This window comes from Streptomyces sp. NPDC107471 (assembly GCF_055582845.1).
On sequence record NZ_JBVJPC010000012.1, the window covers coordinates 215,163 to 238,202 of the forward strand.

Annotated in this window: 16 protein-coding genes; 6 read left to right on the forward strand and 10 right to left on the reverse strand. The window is 71.3% G+C overall.

Features of this window, described 5'->3' with window-relative positions; translation table 11 throughout:
• Positions 1-267: 267 nt before the first annotated feature.
• The 4 genes from ACZ66S_RS34055 to ACZ66S_RS34070 all read left to right on the forward strand — a co-directional run bounded on the left by ACZ66S_RS34055 (position 268) and on the right by ACZ66S_RS34070 (position 5,223).
• The gene (locus ACZ66S_RS34055; protein ID WP_469905410.1) at positions 268-3,558 is read left to right on the forward strand and encodes a sensor histidine kinase; all 3,291 of its coding nucleotides are present in this window, start codon (positions 268-270) and stop codon (positions 3,556-3,558) included.
• Positions 3,559-3,568: 10 nt separating this feature from the next.
• On the forward strand, positions 3,569-3,982 hold the full coding sequence (locus tag ACZ66S_RS34060) for a roadblock/LC7 domain-containing protein (RefSeq protein ID WP_004983065.1): 414 nt from the start codon (positions 3,569-3,571) through the stop codon (positions 3,980-3,982).
• Between the two features lie 100 nt (positions 3,983-4,082).
• Positions 4,083-4,661 carry a DUF742 domain-containing protein gene (locus tag ACZ66S_RS34065; protein WP_469905411.1) on the forward strand — a complete coding sequence of 193 codons (579 nt, stop codon included), beginning with the start codon at positions 4,083-4,085 and terminating at the stop codon, positions 4,659-4,661.
• Positions 4,642-5,223: a GTP-binding protein gene (locus tag ACZ66S_RS34070; protein ID WP_009314218.1), complete on the forward strand. Its 582-nt coding sequence runs from the start codon at positions 4,642-4,644 to the stop codon at positions 5,221-5,223. The genes ACZ66S_RS34065 and ACZ66S_RS34070 overlap by 20 nt, the downstream gene beginning before the upstream one ends.
• Before the next feature lie 151 nt (positions 5,224-5,374).
• Here ACZ66S_RS34070 and ACZ66S_RS34075 read toward each other — a convergent pair whose 3' ends face one another.
• The 3 genes from ACZ66S_RS34075 to ACZ66S_RS34085 all read right to left on the reverse strand — a co-directional run bounded on the left by ACZ66S_RS34075 (position 5,375) and on the right by ACZ66S_RS34085 (position 9,707).
• The gene (locus ACZ66S_RS34075; RefSeq protein ID WP_037712356.1) at positions 5,375-5,566 is read right to left on the reverse strand and encodes an acyl-CoA carboxylase subunit epsilon; all 192 of its coding nucleotides are present in this window, start codon (positions 5,564-5,566) and stop codon (positions 5,375-5,377) included.
• A gap of 57 nt (positions 5,567-5,623) precedes the next feature.
• Positions 5,624-7,219 (reverse strand): acyl-CoA carboxylase subunit beta, encoded by a 1,596-nt coding sequence (locus ACZ66S_RS34080; RefSeq protein WP_469905412.1) that lies wholly within the window; start codon positions 7,217-7,219, stop codon positions 5,624-5,626.
• A gap of 151 nt (positions 7,220-7,370) precedes the next feature.
• Complete coding sequence (locus ACZ66S_RS34085) at positions 7,371-9,707, reverse strand: polysaccharide lyase 8 family protein (protein ID WP_469905413.1); 2,337 nt, start codon at positions 9,705-9,707, stop codon at positions 7,371-7,373.
• Between the two features lie 134 nt (positions 9,708-9,841).
• Here ACZ66S_RS34085 and ACZ66S_RS34090 point away from each other — a divergent pair, with 134 nt between their 5' ends.
• Positions 9,842-10,396, forward strand: coding sequence for a YceI family protein (locus ACZ66S_RS34090; protein ID WP_469905414.1), 555 nt, complete (start codon positions 9,842-9,844; stop codon positions 10,394-10,396).
• A 15-nt stretch (positions 10,397-10,411) separates the two neighbouring features.
• On the opposite strand, the gene ACZ66S_RS34095 is transcribed toward ACZ66S_RS34090, so the two are convergent.
• Entirely contained in the window at positions 10,412-10,537 is a 126-nt protein-coding gene (locus ACZ66S_RS34095) for a hypothetical protein (RefSeq protein WP_469905415.1), read from the reverse strand.
• A gap of 1,471 nt (positions 10,538-12,008) precedes the next feature.
• On the opposite strand from ACZ66S_RS34095, the gene ACZ66S_RS34100 reads away from it, so the two are divergent.
• Positions 12,009-12,791 carry a serine protease gene (locus ACZ66S_RS34100; protein WP_469905416.1) on the forward strand — a complete coding sequence of 261 codons (783 nt, stop codon included), beginning with the start codon at positions 12,009-12,011 and terminating at the stop codon, positions 12,789-12,791.
• A gap of 72 nt (positions 12,792-12,863) precedes the next feature.
• Here ACZ66S_RS34100 and ACZ66S_RS34105 read toward each other — a convergent pair whose 3' ends face one another.
• The 6 genes from ACZ66S_RS34105 to ACZ66S_RS34130 all read right to left on the reverse strand — a co-directional run bounded on the left by ACZ66S_RS34105 (position 12,864) and on the right by ACZ66S_RS34130 (position 22,845).
• Positions 12,864-14,267, reverse strand: a complete 1,404-nt coding sequence (locus ACZ66S_RS34105) for a hypothetical protein (protein WP_469905417.1) — start codon at positions 14,265-14,267, stop codon at positions 12,864-12,866.
• A 49-nt stretch (positions 14,268-14,316) separates the two neighbouring features.
• The gene (locus ACZ66S_RS34110) at positions 14,317-17,328 is read right to left on the reverse strand and encodes a glycoside hydrolase family 3 protein (RefSeq protein WP_469905418.1); all 3,012 of its coding nucleotides are present in this window, start codon (positions 17,326-17,328) and stop codon (positions 14,317-14,319) included.
• Between the two features lie 216 nt (positions 17,329-17,544).
• Positions 17,545-19,149 carry a citramalate synthase gene (cimA, locus tag ACZ66S_RS34115; RefSeq protein ID WP_469905419.1) on the reverse strand — a complete coding sequence of 535 codons (1,605 nt, stop codon included), beginning with the start codon at positions 19,147-19,149 and terminating at the stop codon, positions 17,545-17,547.
• Positions 19,150-19,480: 331 nt separating this feature from the next.
• Positions 19,481-20,086, reverse strand: coding sequence for a TetR/AcrR family transcriptional regulator (locus ACZ66S_RS34120; RefSeq protein ID WP_469905420.1), 606 nt, complete (start codon positions 20,084-20,086; stop codon positions 19,481-19,483).
• Between the two features lie 15 nt (positions 20,087-20,101).
• The gene (locus ACZ66S_RS34125) at positions 20,102-21,118 is read right to left on the reverse strand and encodes an agmatine deiminase family protein (protein WP_469905421.1); all 1,017 of its coding nucleotides are present in this window, start codon (positions 21,116-21,118) and stop codon (positions 20,102-20,104) included.
• A gap of 17 nt (positions 21,119-21,135) precedes the next feature.
• A complete protein-coding gene (locus ACZ66S_RS34130; protein ID WP_469905422.1) occupies positions 21,136-22,845 on the reverse strand; it encodes an urease subunit alpha in 1,710 nt (569 codons plus the stop codon).
• Between the last annotated feature and the right edge of the window lie 195 nt (positions 22,846-23,040).

Genomic DNA, 23,040 nt, shown 5'->3' on the forward strand with positions numbered 1-23,040 from the left:
GTACGGCCACGCGTGGTTGCCAACCGGTCTCGCTGCGCTCACAACAGCCCCGTCATTTGACGGGGCTCGCTCTTTATGACCGTTTTATCTGGGGCTTACATCACGCGGAATCCGCGCGTACCACTGTTTGGTGGTGCGCTGGCCGTCGTGCTGGAATGCCTGAACTGCCCAATGGTCAACGACGTACTCACCAGTCGAAGACGTACTGGGCTCTGAGAGACTGCGGCACAACGTAGGTGCCGACCCCTCCGAGAGGTTGTTGGTCGAGTGAGGCGAAGCAAGAACGGTCCCGAGCCGTCGGCCCGGGGCAACTTCACCCCGCCGCCGCGCGGAGCGGCGCCCGCCCCTGTGCCCGGTCCCGAGCCGTCGGCCGCGCCGCCGTCCAGCGGCGGCCGGTTCTCCCCGCGCAACTGGCGGGTGCCCACCCGGCTGAACGCGATCCTGCTCATACCCGTGATCGTCGGCCTCGTCATGGGCGGCTTCCAGGTCAAGAGCTCGATCGACACCTGGCGGGAGGCCGAGGACGCGGAGAGCACCGCGCGTCTGGTGCGGGCCGCCCTCAGCTACGCCGACGCCCTCTACAACGAGCGTGACATCTCCGCCGCCCCGCTCCTCAGCGGCCAGGGCCAGGACAACGCCACGGTCGTCGCCGCCCGCAAGAAGACCGACCAGGCCGCGGACACCTTCGACGAGGCCGCCCAGAACATGCCGCAGAAGGCGGGCCTGGAGCGCCGCCTCAAGCTGTTCAGGGACGGCGAGGGAAGCCTCCAGACACTGCGCGCCGGCGCCTACACCTCCTCCAAGCTCACCGGTGTGAAGACCGAGGAGGGCTACACCCAGGTCGCGCACCCGCTGACCGAGTTCGCCAACGAGCTCGGTCTCGGCACCGGAAACATCACCAGCTACGGCCGTACCGTCTACGCCATCGAGCTCACCAAGGCGGCCCTGTCGCTGCAGCGCTCCATCGGCATGCACCTGCTGATCAAGCCGGGCCCCGGGCTGAGCAGCTTCGCCAGCCAGAAGGTCGCCCTGTCCTCGTACGCGTACCTGGAGGGCATCGCCGTCGAGGAGTACGTCGGCGGCGGCACCGAGGCCGACGCGGCCAAGCTCGACACCGCGAAGAAGCAGATCCAGACGGAGGGCGCGGCGCTGGCCAAGGAGGCCGCCGCCAAGAACCCCGACTACGTCCCGCCGCCGTCCAACCCGACGGAGATGGTCGCGAGCATCGCCCAGCTCCCGTCGATGGACGAGAGCGCCCGTCAGGCGCTCGGCAAGGACGGCGTCACCGCCGAGAACTGGTGGGCGGTCAACACCCTCAAGTACAACGCCTACCGCCAGATCGAGACCGACCTCGCCGACACCGCGGTGGACGAGGCCGCGAGCATCGCCGACAGCGCCAAGCGGGACGCGTTCATCGTGGGTGCCGCCGTCGTGGTGGCCCTGCTCCTCGCGTTCATCCTGGCCGGAGCGGTCGCCCGGCAGATGTCCCGCTCGATGCGCCAGCTCCGCAACGCCGCCTTCGGCATCGCCGAGCAGCGTCTGCCGATGCTGGTCGACCAGCTCTCGCGCACCGACCCCGGCCGCGTCGACACCCGGGTCGCCCCGATCCCGATCAACACCAAGGACGAGATCGGCGAGGTCGCCCGCGCCTTCGACCAGGTCCACCGCGAGGCCGTCCGGCTCGCCTCCGAGCAGGCCCTGCTGCGGGGCAACATCAACGCGATCTTCACCAACCTGTCCCGCCGCAACCAGTCGCTGATCGAGGGCCAGCTCACCCTGATCACCGACCTGGAGAACAACGAGGCGGACCCGGACCAGTTGGAGAACCTCTTCCGACTGGACCACCTCGCGACCCGTATGCGCCGCAACGGCGAGAACCTCCTGGTCCTCGCCGGCGAGGAGCCCGGCCGCCGCTGGGACCAGCCGGTCCCGCTGGTCGACGTGCTGCGCGCCGCCTCCTCCGAGGTGGAGCAGTACGAGCGCATCGAGCTGTCCGGCGTCCCGGAGGCCGAGATCCACGGCCGCGCGGTCACCGACCTCGTGCACCTGCTCGCCGAGCTGCTGGAGAACGCCACGACGTTCTCCTCGCCGCAGACCAAGGTCCGCGTCACCGCGACCCGGCTGCCCGACGGCCGCATCATGATCGAGATCCACGACAAGGGCATCGGCCTGACCGCCGAGGACTTCGCGGACATCAACCACAAGCTGGCCAACCCGCCGACCGTGGACGCCGCGATCTCGCAGCGCATGGGCCTGTTCGTGGTCGGCCGGCTGTCCGACCGGCACGGCATCCGCGTCCAGCTCCGCCCCTCGGGCGAGCAGGCCGGCACCACCTCGCTGGTCATGCTGCCCGACGCGATCACCCACGGTGGCGGCGGCGAGCAGCAGCCGGCCGCGGACGAGTTCACGGTCTCGCAGATCATCCCGGAGCAGCAGTTCCAGGGCGAGAACTTCAACGCCAACGGCCTGCCGATGCGCACGGCCGCGGAGCTCGGCTTCGACGACAGCCGCTACTCCGAGGTCCCGGACGACATACGCGAGCTGGACCCGGTCGGCCGCTCCCTGATGCGCGAGGAGCGCCGCGCGGCCCTGGAGGCCCAGAACCCGGACCAGCCGACCGCCCTGCGGGGCCCGGACCCGTCGTACACCGACGCGTTCGACGCCTCCCCCGGCGCCCAGCAGACCGGTTACGACAACGGCCGCAACGGCTACGCCGAGCAGCAGCAGGCCACGTACGACCAGCAGACGTCGTACGAGGAGGCGCAGCAGGCGCCGTACGAGGAGCAGCGGCAGACGGCGTACGAGGAGCCGAACCGTCCTGCGTACGAGGAGCCGTACTTCGCGCAGAACGGCGGCCTGCCGCAGAACGACACCTTCTCCCCGGGCGGCGGTTACCCCGAGCCCTCCTATCCGGAGCCGGTCCAGGAGGAGCCCGCGGCGGTGCACGCCACTGCCCCGGAGACCTTCTCGGGCTTCGAGGAGCGCCGCTACCAGGATGACTGGCCGCAGTCGGACGGTTACCAGGGCGGCTACCCGGACCAGTACGCTCCGGAAGCGGAATCCGTGCAGGCCGCTGACGTGAGTGAGCGGGACCGCGTAGGCTTCGACCGTCCGGGGCCGGCCCCCGCCTCCGTGGGTCACGAGCTGACCGACGCCGGGCTCCCCCGCCGTGGCTCCACCGGGAGCGGCGCCAACGGCTCGAACGGCACGCGGAACGCCAACCCGGAGCCGTCGGCCTCAGCGCCGGAGAGCAACGGCGGCGGCGACATCTGGCGCTCGGCCAACGACGCGCGGTGGCAGCAGGCCTCCCAGCTCCGGAAGCCCAAGGCGGGCGGGGTCACCTCCTCCGGTCTGCCGCGGCGGGTCCCCAAGGCCAACCTGGTCGAGGGAGCCGCCGAAGCCACCCAACAGGGAGGCCCACAGGTCTCCCGCGCCCCCGAGGACGTCCGGGGCAGGCTGAGCAACCTGCGCCGCGGTGTCCAGCGGGGCCGCAACGCAGGCAGTGAAACGAACGGCCAGGGCTTCGGTCCTGACAGCACCTACAACCAGGAGCGTTAGTGTGAGCCCGATGAGCCAGGCGGCGCAGAACCTGAACTGGTTGATCACCAACTTCGTGGACAACACCCCGGGGGTGTCCCACACGGTGGTGGTCTCCGCCGACGGACTCCTTCTGGCGATGTCCGAAGGCTTTCCGCGCGACCGAGCCGACCAGTTGGCGGCCGTCGCCTCCGGTCTGACCTCGCTGACCGCGGGTGCCTCGCGGATCTTCGAGGGCGGCAGCGTGAACCAGACCGTTGTGGAGATGGAGCGGGGATTCCTGTTCATCATGTCCATCTCCGACGGTTCCTCGCTCGCGGTTCTCGCACATCCGGAGGCGGACATCGGCCTCATCGGGTACGAGATGGCTCTTCTGGTGGACCGTGCCGGTACGGTTCTGACGCCCGATCTGCGTGCGGAGCTCCAGGGCAGCCTGCTCAACTGACAGACAGACGGTGCGTTTTGGCGTCCCGGGGCCGTAAGGTTTCGGGACGCGGCTCCACACAGAGTGATGGGTGCCTGGCACAGTCGGAGGAGGAGAGAAAGTGGCAACACCCCCAGGTGGTTCATCTGGCAATTGGTCGTACGGTCCTGGCCAGGGCCGGCACGACGGTTCCCAGAACCCGAACCGCTACAACTTCCCCTCCGCACCGAGCCAGCGGCCCCAGCAGCCGTACGCGCCCCAGGGCCCCGGACCGTCGCCGTACGACCAGCCGCCGGCCCCGCGCATCCAGCCCGTGCAGCCGCAGCGACGCTCTGAGCCGGCGCCCGCAGGGGCGTCGAACAACCCTCTGGTGCGTCCGTACGCCATGACCGGCGGCCGGACTCGCCCGCGCTACCAGCTCGCCATCGAGGCGCTGGTGCACACCACCGCGCAGCCGCACCAGATGCAGGGCCAGTTGCCCGAGCATCAGCGGATCTGCAACCTCTGCCGTGAGATCAAGTCGGTGGCCGAGATCTCGGCGCTCCTGACGATCCCTCTCGGCGTGGCCAGGATCCTCGTCGCCGACTTGGCGGAGGCGGGCCTGGTCGCCATCCATCAGCCCGGCGGCGACGAGAACGCCGGCGGCCAGCCAGACGTGACACTGCTCGAAAGGGTGCTCAGTGGACTTCGCAAGCTCTAGCGGCGGTCCTTCCCGCTCCACCACCTCGGCGAAGATCGTGGTGGCGGGTGGCTTCGGCGTGGGCAAGACCACGTTCGTCGGGGCCGTTTCGGAGATCAACCCGCTGCGCACAGAGGCCGTGATGACGTCCGCGTCGGCCGGCATCGACGACCTCACCCACACCGGGGACAAGACGACCACCACGGTCGCCATGGACTTCGGCCGCATCACCCTGGACCAGGACCTGATCCTGTACCTCTTCGGTACGCCCGGACAGGACCGCTTCTGGTTCATGTGGGACGACCTCGTCCGCGGCGCCATCGGCGCGATCGTCCTGGTCGACACCCGGCGTCTCGCCGACTGTTTTCCGGCTGTCGACTACTTCGAGAACTCGGGCCTTCCCTTTGTGATCGCCCTGAACGGCTTCGACGGTCAGCAGCCGTACAACCCGGACGAGGTCCGGGAGGCGCTGCAGATCGGACCGGACACGCCGATCATCACGACGGACGCGCGGCACCGGGCGGACGCGAAGTCTGCTCTTATCACGCTGGTCGAGCACGCTTTGATGGCTCGACTGCGGTAGGTGGTTCTTGCGGCTACTGGGCTGCCACGGACGGTTGTGTGCCGTCTGCGGCAGCCCTTTGGTTGTTCGCGCAGTTCCCCGCGCCCCTGAAGACACAAAAACGCCTGAGGGCCCCTCTCTTTCGAGAGGGGCCCTCAGGCGTCGTACAGGCTCAGTGCCAACTGTGCGGGGCGCGGAAGCCGCCCTCGCGCTCCAGGCGGCGCCAGCCGGCCCTGGGGCGGCCTCGGTGGGCCGGGGTCTCGGAGGGCTGGGCCGCGGCGCGAGCCAGCAGGATCGCCGTGATGGCGGCGACTTCCTCGGGCTCGGCGTGGCCCTTCTCGACGCGGATGTCAGGGGTGCTCATAGGTCACAGTCTCCGTGAGAGAGGTTTCCGCGAGGGTGTCGCGGAGGGTCCGCGGGGTTACTGCGGGGGGTTGCCGTGCTTGCGGGAGGGCAGGTCGGCGTGCTTCGACTGGAGCATCGCCAGGGACCGGATCAGCACCTCGCGGGTCTCCGCGGGGTCGATCACGTCGTCCACGAGGCCACGCTCCGCCGCGTAGTACGGGTGCATGAGCTCGGACTTGTACTCCTTGACCATGCGGGCCCGCATGGCCTCGGGGTCCTCGGCCTCGGCGATCTGACGCCGGAAGATGACGTTGGCGGCGCCTTCGGCACCCATCACCGCGATCTCGTTCGTCGGCCAGGCATAGGTGAGGTCCGCGCCGATGGACTGGCTGTCCATGACGATGTAGGCACCGCCGTAGGCCTTGCGCAGGATCAGGGAGATCCTCGGCACGGTCGCGTTGCAGTAGGCGTACAGCAGCTTCGCGCCGTGCCGGATGATCCCGCCGTGCTCCTGGTCGACGCCCGGGAGGAACCCGGGGACGTCCAGGAAGGTGACGATCGGGATGTTGAAGGCGTCACACATCTGGACGAAGCGCGCAGCCTTTTCCGATGCCTCGATGTCGAGGACACCGGCGAGCGTCGACGGCTGGTTGGCCACGATGCCGACGACCTGGCCGTCGAGGCGGGCCAGCGCGCAGATGATGTTGCGGGCCCAGCGCTCGTGGACCTCCAGGTAGTCGCCGTCGTCGACGATCTCCTCGATGACCTTGGCCATGTCGTACGGGCGGTTGCCGTCCGCGGGGACCAGGTCGAGGAGCACCTCGCCGCGCCGGTCGGCCGCGTCGGAGGCCTCCACCCGCGGCGGGTTCTCCCGGTTGTTCTGCGGGAGCATCGACAGCAGGTAGCGCACCTCGGCGAGGCACGTCTCCTCGTCGTCGTAGGCGAAGTGGCAGACGCCGGAGGTCTCGGCGTGCACGTCCGCGCCGCCGAGGCCGTTCTGGGTGATCTCCTCGCCGGTGACCGCCTTCACGACGTCCGGTCCCGTGATGAACATCTGGGACGTCTCGCGGACCATGAAGACGAAGTCGGTGAGGGCGGGGCTGTAGGCCGCGCCGCCGGCGCACGGGCCGAGCATCACCGAGATCTGCGGGATGACACCCGACGCCTTGGTGTTGCGCTGGAAGATGCCGCCGTAGCCGGCGAGGGCGCTGACGCCCTCCTGGATACGGGCGCCCGCGCCGTCGTTCAACGACACCAGGGGCGCGCCGGCCGCGATGGCCATGTCCATGATCTTGTGGATCTTCGTGGCGTGGGCCTCGCCCAGCGCGCCGCCGAAGATGCGGAAGTCGTGGGCGTAGACGAAGACCGTCCGGCCCTCCACCGTGCCCCAGCCGGTGATGACACCGTCGGTGTACGGCTTCTTGGCCTCCAGGCCGAAGCCGGTCGCCCGGTGCCGGCGGAGCTGCTCGACCTCCTGGAAGGAACCCGCGTCGAGGAGCAGCTCGATGCGCTCCCGTGCGGTCAGCTTGCCCTTGGCGTGCTGCGCCTCGGTCGCCTTCTCGCTGGGGCCGGCCAGGGCCGTGGCACGGATCTCGTGCAGCTCGGCGACCCGCCCGCGCGCGTCCGTCGGCTCGCCCGTCGACTCACTCGGCGCCTCATCCAAAACGGTCATGTAGCGACCTTACGAAGCCCCGCGAGAAAAGCGAGCCGTCGACTCCTCACAGTCTCCGGCCCGTTTTCCTGGTGCGACCGAACAGAACCCTGGAAGCATGCAGGCGTTCCGACTGCTCAGGGGGCCTGCCGCTTGTAGGGGTCGAACAAAGTCAGAGCGTGAGAGCCACCTCACATCGGTGGGAGGCGCATGCCATCCCCGGAGTGACACGCAGGTGCAGCAGGCGGCCGGTGGCGAGCACCTCGACCGTGTCGTCGGCCCGCAGGACCGAGCGGACGGGCCGGTTCCAGACGATCTCCAGTGGTTCGCCCGAACGGGTGGGTTCGCTGACGCAGAGGGTAGCGGTACGGCCGGTGCGGCGGACCAGCACGCTCGCCCCCGCCGACGCGGTGAGCGGACCCGCGGTGCCGGCCCGCCAGAAGTTCGCGGCGGTCAGGCCGAGGCCGTCGACGCGGACCGCCTGGCAGTCGCCGTCGTTGGCGAGGACCGACAGCCAGTGCCGGTCGGCCGCGCGGGCGGCGACGGTACGGCGGGAGGCCCCGGGCATCAGGACATAGGTATACGAGGCGTCCACGGGGTCGGTGCCGTGGCCGAGCCAGAGGGTCTGCCAGCGCCGGGTGCGCCGCTCGGTGGTGCCGGAGGTGTTGATGTCGGCCCAGGCACCGGTACGGTCCTCGCGCAGGGCCCGCAGGCCATCGGGGACGAGCCAGCCGCCGTGCCCCTCCAGATGCGCCCAGCCCCGTCCCCGTACGAAGGTCTGGGTGCCGCCCTCCCCCAGGTTGCGGTTGTCGACGACCGTCTCGACCGGGACGCCGTCGGCACAGGTGATGCCGGCGCCGAGGCAGATCACCGCGTCCGCGACGCAGAACCACGACTTGCGGGCCTGGAGCGTCGACTCCAGCCCCTTCAGGTGCTGGCCGATCGCCGCGTACTCGCCGTCGGTCGTGCCGCCGACCCAGCGGACGTCCGGTTTGGGCTCGCCCCACTCACCGCCGGCCCGGTCGGGAAGGCGCCGGGTGGAGACGGTCGTGCCCGGGAGGCGGTACCAGTCGACGGTGGGCCAGTACCAGTCGGTGTACTGATCGGACCGGCCGCCGTGGCCCGTGGCCCACCAGGAGAGCATTCCGGCGCCGGTGTGCCAGCCGCGCGGGTTCTCGCCGTTGCCGCACTCGTAGGCGGCGATCCGGTCGCTCGCCATGGCGATGTTCGCGACGAACCCCGGGCGGCGGTGGACGGCCCTGTCCATCGCGGCGAAGAGCGTGTGCCCGACGGGCTCGGGGGCGGCCGGGACCGGGGACGCGGCCACGGCGTGCAGCCGGGCGAGGTCGGCCACCCCGAACTGGCGTGCCGTCAGGATCGGCGCCACGGTGTCCCGTTCGATCCAGCCCTTGACCAGGCCGTGCCAGCGGGTGCGCTGCGCCTCGCCCGCCCCGCCCGCGAGCAGTGCGACGGCGGCGATGATCCCCTGGCCGTGGTAGTGGTCGCCGCGCAGGACCTGGCGCTCGTCGCCCTTGAGGTGACCGCGGCTGATGGCCCGGCCGTTGACGCTGTCCATCACCAGCCCGTCGTGGATCAGCGGGGCGTAGGCGCGCTCGACGCTGTCGAGGACGGTCTGCCGGTTCGGGTCGGTCACCTCCCACGCGGAGCCGGCGAGCAGGGCGAAGAGGCGCCCGAGACCGTCGAGCATGACTTGGCCGTAGGTGCCCGAGTAGGCGACCCAGGTGTGCTGGACGAACGAGCCGTCGGCGTAGAGGCCGTCGCCCTTCGTGACGTACGGGAAGACCGGGGAGAGGGCGTCGCGGGCGAGGGCGATCCGGTCGGGGGCCCGGCCGAGGATGCCGCGCAGGGCGACGGAGCGGCACAGGTCGACGCGGTTGGCGCCGGTGGAGGTGCCGGAGTAGTCGGTGAGCATGGTGTCGGGGATGAAGTGGTCGACGGCGGCGCAGGCCGCGGCCCGCTGGGCGTCCGTGAGGTGGTCGTGGAGGGCGGCCGTGACGTCCATGAGGAGCCGGGGGCTGCCGATCTGCCATTCCCACCAGTTGCCGTAGCGGGCGGTGGTGGGGTTGTAGACGGTGGCGGAGAGGTGGTCGAGGCCGCGCAGGACGTCCGCGAGGAGGCTCTCGTCGCCGGTCGAACCGGTCCCCTGCTGGACGTACGCCTGGGTCATGGTCCACAGGCGACTGTAGCTGCGGGTGATGCCGGCCGGGGGGTCGTAGGGCACGCCGGGCCAGAGGGAGGCGGGCGCCGGGGCCATGGAGGCGCGGTGACCGCGGGCGAGTTCGCCGGTCTCGGCGAGGCGGGAGGCGTACGGCTCGGCCGTCGGGTCGTAGCCGGTGCCGAGGGCGATGTCGAGCCAGCGCCGGCGGAGGGTGTCGTAGGGGTCGGCCGTCGTGGCGCGGGCGGGCGGCGCGGCGGTGGCCAGGAGTGCCGCCGCGAGTAAGACGGCTCTGCGGGTGGGTCGGACGGGGGCTCTGCGCTGCGGGTTCATACAGGGGCGTCTACCACCGCGGGGGGTTCACGCCAACACTCTGCGGATGATGTTGAAACTTGTATGGAATAGGTCTACGGTCATTCCCGTTGAGTAGTTCAACGTTCAACATCCTCACTTCAAGGAGCTCCGCCATGACGAACACCGACCTGACCGCACTGACCGGCGACTACACGATCGACACCGCCCACTCCACCATCGGCTTCACCGTGCGGCACGCCATGGTCACCAACGTCAAGGGCAAGTTCAACGACTTCAGCGGCTCGCTGCACCTGGACGGCGGCGACCCGTCCGCGTCGACGGCCTCCATCGACGTCAAGATGGACAGCATCGACACCGGTTCCGAGGACCGTGACGGGCACCTCAAGAGCGCGGACTTCTTCAAGATCGAGGAGTTCCCGACGATGACCTTCCGCTCCACCAAGGCGGAGGCGCTCGGCGACGAGGACTACCGCATCACCGGTGAGCTGACCATCCTCGGCACCACCAAGCCGCTCACCATCGACCTGGAGTTCAACGGCGCCGCGAAGGACCCCTTCGGCAACGAGCGCGTGGGCTTCGAGGGCAAGGCCGAGATCAAGCGCTCCGACTGGGGCCTGACCTGGAACGCGGCCCTGGAGACCGGTGGTGTCCTGATCTCCGACAAGATCAAGCTCAACTTCGACATCTCCGCGATCCGCAACGCGTGACCTTGTCGCCGCGGCTCAGCAGGTGCGCCGGTACGGGAGATCCGGGAGGTACGTCTTCTGGACGGCCTCGGACAGGCCCGAACCGGCGCGCTCGCAGACCTCGGTGAGCAGATGCCGCGGGCGCCGGTCGTACCGCAGCACGGGGACATGGGTGCCGGAGGCGTGGAGCGTGCCGTCGGCGCCGAACGCCAGGGCGCGTGGCCCGTCGCCCGGGGTGGGCAGGGTGGTCCCGAGGAGCCGCTGGGACGCCGGCTCCCACAGGTGCAGGCTGCCGGCCGATCCCGCGACCGCGAGCGTACGACCGTCGGGGGGGGAACGCGAGCGCGGTCACCGCGCCGGTGACGTCGGCCGTCGGGTCGGACGTGGTGCCGTCGAGCACCCCGCGCCGCCCCCTCCCAGAGGGTGACCCGGCCCAGGACGTCCCCCACGGCCCTACGAGAGCCGTCGGGGCCGAAGGCCGCGGTGGTCATCAGGTCCTCGCCGAGCACGCGCGGCTCCCTCCGCCCGAACCGCAGGTCCGCGACCAGGCTCTCCCGGATGACCAGGCCGGTCCCGTCGGACCGCAGAGCGAGACCCACGCCGTCGGAGCCTGAGGTGACGACACCGGGTCGGCCGCGTCTGGTTGTGACTCGCCTTCCTGGTCAGCCCGTCGGGGATGCCGGTCCGAGGCCGGTGGGCGCGGTGGCGCTGCTCGCCGCATTCCCCGCGGTCGCGCTGCCGCTGGAGGTCAGCGGGGTCGACCTGCCGGTGGTCGGGCTGATGTGCCTGAGCCCGGCGCCGGCGGGCCGGGGCGGCTCGGGTTCTCCCAGGCCCTGTACGCGGCGGCACCCGGCGCCCCCACCCCGGCCGGCGGATTCGCTATCGCGGCCTTCAACATCGGTGCCCCGTCGGGGCCTTGGCTCAGCGGCACGGTGATCGAGGCCGCCTTTACCGGTCACCGGTGTGGGTGAGCGCGGGGCTGGTCGCGGTGGCTCTGGCTGCCGCGGCGCTGAACAGGCGCGCGCTGCGGGGCCGTGGTCCCGCGTCATGGACCGCATGACCCGCACCTGCGACTGGAACACCGTCGCGTCGTACGAGAACGTCCCCGGCCGTCCGACCCCCTGGCCGCCGTGCGGGCTTGACTGCGGGAGCGCGGGATCGACTGGATGCCCTTCGCCGTCGAGCACGAGGTGCGGTTCGCTCTTGCCTGCGGGCCCGGGGAGGACGGGCGGTGGCGGGGTGGTTCCGGGTGGAGGTGGCCGGGGAGGCGTTGTGGCGGCTCGGGCTGCATCCGGATCAGCCGTCCTCCGTGGTCTACGGACCCTCGCCGCCGGGGTGGTGGCACGCGGCCGGGGAGCGGTACGCCTTGAGCTGTCAGCGCCACCCCTGAGCCGTCAGCGCCCCTGAGCCGACCGACGCCCAGCGCTGTCAGGTGCGCCTGAGCCGTCAGGCGCACCTGCGCGGCACCGCGGCCGGTGTGGCCGAATCGCGCCCCTTGTGCGGGAGTTCACAGGATTCCCATAATCCATCAACAGATTTGACCAGCCCATGTCAGGAACTTGGGCGGATCTTTTGATGCCCAGACTTGGCATGAACTTGTCATGGCCACCCCCCACCTGGAAGAGGCATCCCCTTGAAGAATCTCCTCACGGCCGTCAAGAGATGTCTGGCGGTCGCGGCCGCCGCGCTCGCGATCGCCAGCCTCCAGCCCGTGTCGGCCGCACAGGCCGCGCCCGCGCCCGTCGTCGGCGGCACCCGTGCCGCACAGGGCGAGTTCCCGTTCATGGTGCGGCTGTCCATGGGGTGCGGCGGGGCGCTGTACACCCAGCAGATCGTGCTCACCGCCGCGCACTGCGTGAGCGGGACCGGGGCGAACACCGGCATCACCGCGACCGCGGGTGTCGTGGACCTTCAGTCCAGCGCCGGGCGGGTGCAGGTCCGGTCCACGTACGTCTACCGGGCGCCCGGGTACAACGGGGACGGCAAGGACTGGGCGCTCATCAAGCTCGCCGCGCCGATCAATCTCCCCACCCTGAAGATCGCCACGACGACGCAGTACAACACCGGGACCTTCACGGTCGCCGGCTGGGGCGCGGCCCGCGAGGGCGGGGCCCAGCAGCGGTACCTGCTCAAGGCCACCGTGCCGTTCGTGAGCGACGCGACCTGCCGGGGATACAGCGGGTACAGCGGGCTCATCGCCAACGAGGAGATCTGCGCGGGGTTCACCTCGGGCGGGGTCGACACCTGCCAGGGCGACTCCGGCGGCCCGATGTTCCGGCGGGACTCGGCGAACGCCTGGGTGCAGGTGGGCATCGTGAGCTGGGGCATAGGCTGCGCCCGGCCCAACGCGCCCGGTGTGTACACGGAGGTGTCCACGTTCGCCTCCGCGATCGCCTCGGCGGCCGCGTCGCTGTGAGGTGAGTGAGCGGGTCCGGTGCCCCTGGGGTGCCGGACCCCCCGTTCCCGTCCGTCCCGCTTCCGGGAGGTGTCAGAACCCGCCTCCGCCGAAGTCCCCGCCGCCGCCGAAGTCCCCGCCGCCGCCGAAATCGCCGCCTCCGCCGAAGTCGCCGCCGCCCCCGAAGTCGCCGAAGTCCCCGGAGTCGAAGTCCGAGCCGGACAGGTCGCCGCCTTCGTAACCGCCGCCGAAGTCGCCGTAGCCGGAGCCGTAGTCGGCCGCGTAGGCGGGCGTGGCCATCATGCTGCCGAGGACCGTGCCGACCAGCAGGCCGGGCAGCAGGCCGCCGCCGAAGTAACCGCCGGCCCAGGGGCCGTAGGCCGGGCCCGCGTCCCAGTAGGGGCGGCGGCCCTGGTCGGTGTCGACCTCGCGCATCACCGGTTCGCGGCCGTCGGCCAGCCGGGTGGCGTCCGCGGCGCACACCGGGACCTCGCGCGGGGCACCGCCGGGCGGCGTCCAGGTGGCGTCGGTGACGGAGGGGCCGTGGCGCGGGTCGAAGAAGCAGGGGACCCGGCGCTCGGGCAGCGGCCGGCCCTCGCGGCGCGCGGCGAGCTGGGCCAGAGAGAAGCGGCCGTCCTCGACGGCCTGGGTGACCGCACGCACGTCCTCGGGTCTGGCGGCCGCGGCCATCAGCGACTTCGCCTGCTCGTAGGCGTCCAGCGCCCGTTCGTAGTCCGCGCGCATGGCGTCGTCGGCGCCCGCCTCGGCGGGATGGAAGTCCAGCCGGTCCAGTTCCTCGCCGAAGGCTGTGATGTCCTCGTCCACGACGACCCGCAGCTTCTCCAGGGCGGCCCGCTGCTCCTCCGCGTGCCGGCGCCGGTTGCGCCGCACCAGCGTGTACGCGCCCGCGCCACCGGCCACCAGCACCGCGCCGACCGTGATCAGGGCCGTGCTCGACACCCCGCCGCCGTCGTCCGCGGACCCCCAGGTCGACGGGGCCGAGCCGCCCATGTTGGTGACCGCGGCGGCCGTGAAGTCGGTCAACTGGGTGCGGGTGTCCTCGCCCCCGACGGTGGTCACCAGGTTCCGTACGGCCGCGGCCGGCAGGACCGAGGAGTCGGCGCGGGCGTCGAAGGCGTCGCCGAGCCGGACCGCGTAGACGCCGGTGATGCCGGTCGCCGTGCGCAGCTTGGTGAACAGGTCCTGCTTCGGGTAGTCGGCGGGCAGCACCGCGACGAACAGCGGTTTGTCCGCGCTCCTGATCCGGTCCGCCAGGGCGTCCGCGTCCCGGGCGGAGAGCTGGGCCGCGGCGTCCGGATCGACGTAGACCGGGTTCTTGCGGAGGGCCTGGCCGATCTCCGAGACGCCGGTGGCGGCCGTGGTGGCCGACGCGGGCGGGGCGACCCCCGCCAGGGCGGCCAGCGCCATGAGCACCAGGGCGAACAGCAGCCCCGGAAGGCTTCGGGTCGGTACTACGGCCTGCGCGGTGGCCTTCATACCTCGACGCTACCCGAAGCCTCCCGGAAGAGACCTGCCCGGCCGCCCCTCAGGCCGCCCGGTACGCCTCCGTCAGTTGCCGCACCGCCTCCGCGTAGCGCCCGGTCGCGAGGAGGTGGTCGGCGTCGGCGAAGGGCGCGGCGAAGGCGGCCGTGATCCGCCCGTCGGCCTTCCGCTGGACGATCAGCCGGGCCTTGTCCACGAGGGCGCGGCCCCGGTCGTCGGCGCCGGCCCGCTCGGCCGCCCTGGCCGCGACCCCGAGCGCCTGGAGCGTGGCCGCCCCGCCGTGCGGGACCTCGGTGCGGGTCGTCAGGCCCCAGCCGTACGGGAACTGCGGGTCGTACGTCGGGTCGCCGACGTTGATCGGCAACTGGGCCTCCGACCGCGGCCAGGTGACGGGCAGCCTGCCGGTGAAGGCGCGCCTGCCGTACAGGACGTCCGCGACGCCGTCGCCCTCGGTCCCCGGCAGCCAGGAGGCGACCAGGGCGTCGATGTCGCCGAGCCGGTCGCCGACGAGCTGCGGCCGCCCGGAGACGATCAGCACCGCGCACTTCATGGCCGCGCACACCTTGTCGACGGCCGCCCGGTCGGCGGCGGACAGCTCCAGGTCGTGACCGTTGCCGACGTCCCCGACGCCCTCGGCGTACGGGGTCTCGCCGACGACGACCACACCGACGTCGTAGCCGCCGGTCGGGGCGGAGGCGTCCTTGGAGTACGTGAGCGCGGTCGAGTTCCGGCGCATCGCCTCCAGGATCGTGGTGCCGGGGGTGATGTCACCGGAGGAGCCCTGCCAGGTGACGGTCCAGCCACCGCTCTGATTGCCGATGTCGTCGGCGTTCGATCCGGCGACGTACACCTTCTGGGACTTCTTCAGGGGCAGCACGCCCCCGGCGTTCTTCAGCAGCACCTGCGACTCGGCAGCCGCCTCCCGCGCCACGGCCCGGTGCCCGGCGGAACCGATCCTCGCGGCGCCGCTCGTGTCGGCGTACGGCTTCTCGAAGAGCCCCAGTCTGAACTTCTGCGTGAGGATGCGGGACACGGCGTCGTCGATCCGCCGCTCGCTGACCCGCCCGGCCCGCACCTCCGCGACGAGCGCGGTGCGGAAGTCCTTGTAGGCGTAGGGGGCCATGACCATGTCGACGCCGGCGTTGACGGAGGTCCGGACGTCCGAGGTGTAGTCACCGGGGATCTGGTCGATGCCGTTCCAGTCGCTGATGACGAACCCGTCGAAGCCGAGCCTGTCCTTCAGGACTCCGTTGATCATGTCGGCGCGGGCGTGCATCTTCACCGGGCCCAGACCGTCGCCGACGATGTCGAGCGAGGAGTACGACGGCATGACCGTGCCGACTCCCCGGTCCACGGCCGACCGGTAGGGGGCGAGGTGGACCGCCTCCAACTGCTTGCGGGTGACGGTGGTGACGCCCTGGTCGATGGTGTAGGTGCCGGTGGTGGAGGAGCCGTACGCGGTGCCGCCGTCGCCGAGGAAGTGCTTGGCGGTGGCGAGGACCTTGTCGTCGTCCTTCAGGTCCCGTCCGTCGCGGGCGCCCTGGAGGCCCTGGATGACGGTCTCCATGGACTCGACGAGGGCCGGGTCCTCGCCGAAGGACTCGTAGGAGCGACCCCAGCGTTCGTCACGGGTGACGCAGAGGCAGGGCGCGAAGTCCCAGGGGACGCCGGTGGCGCGGACCTCGGCGGCGGTCACGGCCCCGGTCCGCTCGGCGAGCCGGGGATCGCGGGTCGCCCCGATGCCGATGTTGTGCGGCATGACCGTGGCGCCGACGAGGTTGTTGTGGCCGTGGACGGCGTCGACGCCGTAGATGAGCGGGATCTGCAACCGGGTTGCCTGTGCCCGGAGTTGGAAGGAGTCGATCATCCTCGCCCACGCCTCGGCGGTGTTGGGCGTGGGGGTCGAGCCGCCGCCGGAGAGCAGCGAGCCGAGGCCCTCGGCGGTGATGTCGGCCCCGGTCCCGACGGCCCCGCGCTCGGCCTGGGTCATCTGGCCGGCCTTCTCCGCGAGGGACATCCGGGACAGGAGGTCCGCGACCCGCTTGCGCACCGGGAGCCTGGTGTTCAGATACGGCAGCCCGTGCGCGTCGATCACGACCTGCGGGGTCTCGGCGGGGGCCTTGGCGCCGGTGACGGTGAGCCTGAGGGGGACGGTCTCGGCGGTCTCGGCGGCCGTCTTGTCCTTGCGGGTGTGGACGTGGAGGGTCCGGGTGGTGCCGGAGGCGGTGCCCGCCGGGAAGGTGAACTCGCCCTTGAGCGCGGTGTAGTCGGAGGTCGAGGCGGTGCCGCCGGCCGTCTCGTAGGCGACGGTGACGGGCTCGTCGATCGGCGCGGAGCCGGTGGTGGCGACGGTGACCTTCACGGTGGCCGTGCCGCCCTCGTGGACCGGGTACACGGCGGAGTCGGTGAGCACCGAGGCGCGCAGCGACTGGTCGGCCCTTCCGTACAACTCGACGCCGTCCATGGCGAACTGGCCGGGAGCGCCGACGGGCAGAGTGAGCGCGTACCCCCACATCTGGGTCAGTCCGAGGACGTGGTCGATGCCGCCGACGGGCTGGTAGTCGGTGCGGTACGCGAAGTCCGTGAAGGGGATCTCGATCTGCTTCCAGCCGGTGAAGTCGTCGGTGAAGGACGTCGTCCACAGCTCGGAGGCCTCGCCGTTGGCGCCGCCGTCCTTGAGTTCGAGGGCGATCTTCTTGCCGTTGTCCTGTCCCTCCCACCAGAAGCGGATGCCCTTGCGGGCGGACCAGTCGTGGGCGGGCTCGGCGAAGGCGAAGTCGTGCGTGAAGCCGCCGTAGCCGCTGATGTCGTAGGTGCCGGAGAGGACCTGGTCCCCCTCGGGGGCGTCGTCCCGGCTGCTCAGCCGCAGAGTTGGCGGGTCGTCGGTGTCACTGCCCCAGGTGAAGAGGCCGCCTGCCGGCGGGTCCGCGAAGGGGACTTCGCCCTCGAAGCGGTCGACGGGGACCGGGGGTGGATCGTCGGCGGCCCGGGCGACGGCCAGGGGCAGCAGGGAGGTGAGCAGGGCGGCGGAGACGAGCAGGGCGGTTCTTCGCATGGACCTTCCCTTGGCTCTCAGGGTTCACTCAGGACTTACCTCACGGCGTGAGTGAACTCAGACCACGCGGTTCCGTCAAGACGCCCTGCCGGCCGTCGCGTCCCGCGCGGGCCCGCCCAACCGGTCGTACGGCAGCGGTCCGTGCCGTCGTTCACCGGTGAACACCGAGGAATCCTCGGCGAGTTGAAAGGGCTCGCCGAGGACTCCTGCCGGGGGCTACTCGGCCGGCTCGACGCCCGCGCGCAGCAGGCCGTACGTGTAGGCGTCCTCCAGGGCCTGCCAGGAGGCCGCGATCACGTTCTCCGCGACGCCCACCGTGGACCACTCGCCCGAGCCGTCGGACGTGGAGATCAGGACGCGGGTGGTGGACTGGGTGCCGTGGACGCCTTCGAGGATGCGGACCTTGTAGTCGACGAGGTCGAGCTTGGCGAGCTGGGGGTAGATCTTCTCCAGGGCCACGCGCAGGGCGCGGTCGAGGGCGTTGACGGGGCCGTTGCCCTCGGCGGTGGCGACGATGCGCTCGCCCTTGGCGAAGAGCTTGACCGTGGCCTCGTTGGCGTGGGAGCCGTCGGGGCGGTCCTCGACGATCGCGCGCCAGGACTCGACGGAGAAGTACCGCAGCGGGCCGCCCTGGACCTCGGCGCGCAGGAGCAGTTCGAAGGAGGCGTCCGCCGCCTCGTACGTGTAGCCCTTGAGCTCGCGCTCCTTGACCCGCTCGACGACCCGGCCGACCAGCTCGCGGTCGCCGCCGAGGTCGACGCCGAGCTCCTTGCCCTTGAGCTCGATCGAGGCGCGGCCCGCCATGTCGGAGACCAGCATCCGCATGGTGTTGCCGACCTGCTCGGGGTCGATGTGCTGGTAGAGGTCCGGGTCGACCTTGATCGCGGAGGCGTGCAGGCCGGCCTTGTGGGCGAAGGCCGAGACGCCGACGTAGGGCTGGTGGGTGGAGGGGGTGAGGTTGACGACCTCGGCGATGGCGTGCGAGATGCGGGTCATCTCGCGCAGCCTGCCGTCGGGGAGGACCTTCTTGCCGTACTTGAGCTCCAGGGCGGCGACGACCGGGAAGAGGTTGGCGTTGCCGACCCGCTCGCCGTAGCCGTTCGCCGTGCACTGGACGTGGGTGGCGCCCGCGTCCACGGCGGCGAGGGTGTTGGCGACCGCGCAGCCGGTGTCGTCCTGGGTGTGGATGCCGAGCCGGGCGCCGGTGTCGGCGAGGACGGTCGAGACCACGGCCTGGATCTGTGCCGGGAGCATGCCGCCGTTGGTGTCGCAGAGGATGACGACGGAGGCGCCGGCCTCCGAGGCCGCGCGTACGACGGCCTTCGCGTACTCCGGGTTCGCGCGGTAGCCGTCGAAGAAGTGCTCGCAGTCGACGAAGACGCGGCGGCCCTGCTCCTTGAGGAAGGAGACCGTGTCGCGGACCATCTCCAGGTTCTCGTCCAGGGTGGTCCGCAGGGCCAGCTCGACGTGCCGGTCGTGCGATTTGGCGACCAGGGTGATCACCTCGGCGCCGGCGTCCAGGAGGGCCTTGACCTGCGGGTCCTCCGAGGCCTTGGCACCCGCGCGGCGGGTGGCGCCGAAGGCCACGAGCTGGGCGTGCCGGAAGTCGATCTCCTGACGGGCGCGGGCGAAGAACTCGGTGTCCCGCGGGTTGGCGCCGGGCCAGCCGCCCTCGATGAAGCCCACGCCGAAGTCGTCCAGGTGCCGTGCGATGGCCAGCTTGTCCGCGACGGTGAGGTTGATGCCCTCCCGCTGGGCGCCGTCACGCAGGGTGGTGTCGAAGACGTGGAACTGATCGTCGAGCTCGCTGGTTTCGGTCATGGTCTCAAGGCTCCTGAGGATTGGATCTCGGTCGTACCGGAATGACCGGCTCCACCGCCCCCACATACTCCCTCGCGCTCTCGCCTCCGGCTGCGGGTGGGCCAGAAAAGCGAAAAACCCCTCGCGGGTGCGAGAGGTCTGCGCGCGGGTCGAGGACGACGGTGTCCACCCGTACCTGGTCGTACGTGGTGGTCACTGCGGACCGGCGCGCCTGCTGCCAATAATCATGGCGAACGAGAGCACGGGGGCAGTCTGGCACAGACCGCCCCCCTGCTCACCCTCCGTCTCAGGATGCGAGCACTGTGCTGTTCATCGCAGGTGTCGTGGAAGGTCACGCGTCCGTGCGGAGGCTCTCGTCGAGGAACTCCCGTACGTGTCCGAGAACCATCCCCCGGTCCGTCCCGCGCAGCCCGATCGCCACATGGATGGAGAAGCCGTCCAGGAGGGCCCGCAGCCGGGCCGCGAAACGGTCCGGGTCGGTCACGCGGAACTCGCCCCGCGAGACGCCCTCCGCGAGCAGCGCGACCAGGTCGCGGTGCCAGGCGCCCTCGATCGCGGCCTGCCGGTCCCGGGCGGCCGCGTCGGCGGCGGCGCTCTGCGAGCGGTTCCAGACCTCCAGCCAGAGGGTCCAGTGCGGGTCCCGGTGGCCGTCGGGGACGTACAGGTCGACATACGCGTCGAGCCGTTCGCGGGCGCTCGCCGTGCGGGTGAGCAGCCGGGCGCGCTCGGCGCCGAGCCGCCCCTCACTCCACTCCAGGGTCTGGAGCAGCAGTTCGTCCTTGGAGCGGAAGTAGTAGAGCAGGTGCCCGCTGCTCATCCCGACCTCACGCCCGAGCCCGGCCATGGTGAGCTTCTCCAGCCCGCGCTCGGCGATCATCTCCATGGCGGCGGCGAGGACCTCCTCGCGGGGCGGGGCCTGCCTGCGCCCACCGGCCATGTGCCACTCCTCGTCCTAGATCCTCGGCTGCTGCTGGGTGATGCAGTGGATGCCGCCGCCGCCCGCGAAGATCGTACGGGCGTCGACCAGTGTCACCGTGCGCTGCGGGAACAGCCGTCGGAAGATGCCCGCGGCGAGCTCGTCGCGGGGGTCGTCGAAGCCGCACAGGACGACTCCGCCGTTGCAGAGGTAGTGGTTGATGTAGGAGTAGTCGACCCAGTGGCCGTCGGCCTCCAGGACGGTCGGGGCGGGCACCTCGACGACCTCCAGGGGGCGACCGCGGGCGTCGGTACGGCTCCTGAGGATCCCTACGACCTCCTTGGTCACCTCGTGGTCCGGGTGCGCCGGGTCCGGCTGGACGTGGGCCACGACCACGCCCGGGCGGGCGAAGGCGGCGACGATGTCGACATGGCCCTGGGTGCCGTACACGCCGTAGTCGCCGGTCAGGCCGCGCGGGAGCCAGATGGCGGTGGTGGTGCCCAGTTGGGCGTGGATCTCCGCCTCGACCTGTTCCCGGGTCCAGCCGGGGTTGCGGCCGGCGCCGAGCTGGACGGTGTCGGTGAGCAGGACGGTGCCCTCGCCGTCGACGTGGATCGCGCCGCCCTCGTTGACGAGCGGGCTGCCGAGCACCGGGACCCCGGCGAGGTCGGCGACCTGGCGGGCGATCTTCGCGTCGTGCTCCCAGCGGGCCCAGTCCTGGCCGCCCCAGCCGTTGAACACCCAGTCCACGGCGGCCAGTCGGCCCTCCTCGTCCGTGACGAAGGTCGGCCCGATGTCGCGCATCCAGGCGTCGTCGAGCTCGCGCTCCACGAGTTCCACGTCCGGGCCGAGCAGTGCGCGCGCGGACTCGGCGTGGCCGGGGCCGTGCACCATCGTCACCGGTTCGAAGCGGCGCACCGCGCGGGCGACGGACGCCCAGGCGGCGCGCGCCTCGGCCAGCTCGCCGTCGTCGGCGAAGGTCGGGTTGGGGGAAGGCCAGGCCATCCAGGTGCGTTCGTGCGGGGCCCACTCGGGCGGCATGCGGTAGGTCATCAGGGGTCCTGGGTGTCCTAGAGGAAGTACAGGCGGTTGAGGGAGACCGAGTCGGCCGGTGCGGAGGAGAGCGGCTCCCCGTCCAGCGTCACCAGGCCGGTGCGCCCGTCCACGTCCACTGCTCCGGTACGGGAGTTGAGGCGCAGGTCGGCCGGTCCGATGCCGCGGGTGCCGTGCACGGCGACCCTTCTCCTGCGGGTGGGCATCCGGTCGTTGCCCTGGTCGAGGGCGGCCCGGGCGACGAAGGCGACGGAGATCTCGGCGGGGGTGGCGCCGTGCGCCCCGAACTGCGGTCCGAGGACGAGGGGTTCGCAGGTGTCGGTGGCCGCGCCGGGGTCACCGACCACGCCGTAGGCCGGGAACCCGGACTTCAGGACGAGTTGCGGCTTGGCACCGAAGTACTCCGGCCGCCACAGCACGAGGTCGGCCAGTTTTCCGACCTCGATCGAGCCGACCTCGTGCGAGAGGCCGTGCGCGATGGCCGGGTTGACGGTCAGCTTGGCGATGTAGCGCAGCACGCGCTCGTTGTCGTGCTCCTCGGGCGCCCCGAACTCGGCCTTCATCTTCCCGGCCATCGCGAAGGTCCGGCGGACCGTCTCCCCGGCCCGGCCCATGCCCTGCGCGTCCGACGAGGTGATGCCGATGGCGCCCAGGTCGTGCAGCACGTCCTCGGCGCCCATGGTCCCGGCGCGGATGCGGTCGCGGGCCATGGCGGCGTCGCCGGGCAGGTCGGTCTTGAGGTCGTGGACGGAGACGATCATGCCGTAGTGCTCGGCGACGGCGTCCCGGCCGAAGGGCAGGGTGGGGTTGGTGGAGGAGCCGATGACGTTCGGGACCCCGGCCATCTTCAGCACGTTCGGTACGTGTCCGCCGCCGCAGCCCTCGATGTGGAAGGCGTGGATCGTGCGGCCCTCCAGCACCCTCAGGGTGTCCTCGACGGACAGGCACTCGTTCAACCCGTCGCTGTGCAGGGCGACTTGGACGTCGTGCTCCTCGGCGACCCGCAGCGCGGTGTCCAGCGCGCGGGTGTGCGCGCCCATGTCCTCGTGCACCTTGAAGCCGGAGGCGCCGCCCTCGGCGAGGGCCTCGACGAGGGGCGCGTCGTGGGAGGACGAACCCCGGCCCAGGAAGCCGATGTTGACGGGCCAGGCGTCGAAGGCGCTGAACGCGTGCCGCAGCGCCCAGGGGGAGTTGACGCCGACGCCCCACACCGGCCCGAACTCCTGGCCGATGATCGTGGTCACCCCGGACGCCAGCGAGGCCTCCATGATCCGCGGCGACAGCAGGTGGACATGGGTGTCGACGGCCCCCGCGGTGGCGATCAGGCCCTCGCCCGACACGATGGAGGTGCCGGTGCCGACGACGACGTCCACCCCGTCCAGGGTGTCGGGGTTGCCGGCCCGCCCGATCGAGCAGATCCGCCCCTCGCGGATGCCGATCGAGACCTTCCGGATGCCCTGCACGGCGTCGATCACGACGACGTTGCTGACGACGACGTCACAGGTCTCCCGCACGGCGGCGGCCTTGAGATGCAGGCCGTCCCGCGCGGTCTTGCCGAACCCCGCGAGGAACTCGTCGCCGTAGCGCTGCGAGTCCTCCTCGACGCGGATCACCAGCCCCGAGTCGCCGAGGCGCACACGGTCGCCGGCGCGGGGGCCGTGGGTGGCGGCGTACTCGTACGGGGTGAGGCGGCGCGCCTCGGCCGGATGACCTCCGGGACGACTCATCGGACGACCTCCCCTTCGACGGCTCCCCTGCCACCACGGACCCCGACCGACACCACGCCCACACGAGCAGGACGCCTCACCGGACCCCCTCCCCACCGAGCCCTCCCGGACCGGACACCGGGCGCGTCCGGCGCCCCGGCCACAAAACCCGCGGCCACCCGAGCACCACATCCCGACCCCACCGACACCACACCC

Excerpts from the sequence above, each read along its gene's own strand:
- ACZ66S_RS34090 (WP_469905414.1), top strand. The coding sequence starts at position 9,842 with ATGACGAACACCGACCTGACCGCACTGACCGGCGACTACACGATCGAC.
- ACZ66S_RS34120 (WP_469905420.1), bottom strand. The coding sequence starts at position 20,086 with ATGGCCGGTGGGCGCAGGCAGGCCCCGCCCCGCGAGGAGGTCCTCGCC.
- ACZ66S_RS34125 (WP_469905421.1), bottom strand. The coding sequence starts at position 21,118 with ATGACCTACCGCATGCCGCCCGAGTGGGCCCCGCACGAACGCACCTGG.
- ACZ66S_RS34080 (WP_469905412.1), bottom strand. The coding sequence starts at position 7,219 with ATGACCGTTTTGGATGAGGCGCCGAGTGAGTCGACGGGCGAGCCGACG.
- ACZ66S_RS34105 (WP_469905417.1), bottom strand. The coding sequence starts at position 14,267 with ATGAAGGCCACCGCGCAGGCCGTAGTACCGACCCGAAGCCTTCCGGGG.
- ACZ66S_RS34130 (WP_469905422.1), bottom strand. The coding sequence starts at position 22,845 with ATGAGTCGTCCCGGAGGTCATCCGGCCGAGGCGCGCCGCCTCACCCCG.
- ACZ66S_RS34060 (WP_004983065.1), top strand. The coding sequence starts at position 3,569 with ATGAGCCAGGCGGCGCAGAACCTGAACTGGTTGATCACCAACTTCGTG.
- cimA (WP_469905419.1), bottom strand. The coding sequence starts at position 19,149 with ATGACCGAAACCAGCGAGCTCGACGATCAGTTCCACGTCTTCGACACC.
- ACZ66S_RS34085 (WP_469905413.1), bottom strand. The coding sequence starts at position 9,707 with ATGAACCCGCAGCGCAGAGCCCCCGTCCGACCCACCCGCAGAGCCGTC.
- ACZ66S_RS34075 (WP_037712356.1), bottom strand. The coding sequence starts at position 5,566 with ATGAGCACCCCTGACATCCGCGTCGAGAAGGGCCACGCCGAGCCCGAG.
- ACZ66S_RS34110 (WP_469905418.1), bottom strand. The coding sequence starts at position 17,328 with ATGCGAAGAACCGCCCTGCTCGTCTCCGCCGCCCTGCTCACCTCCCTG.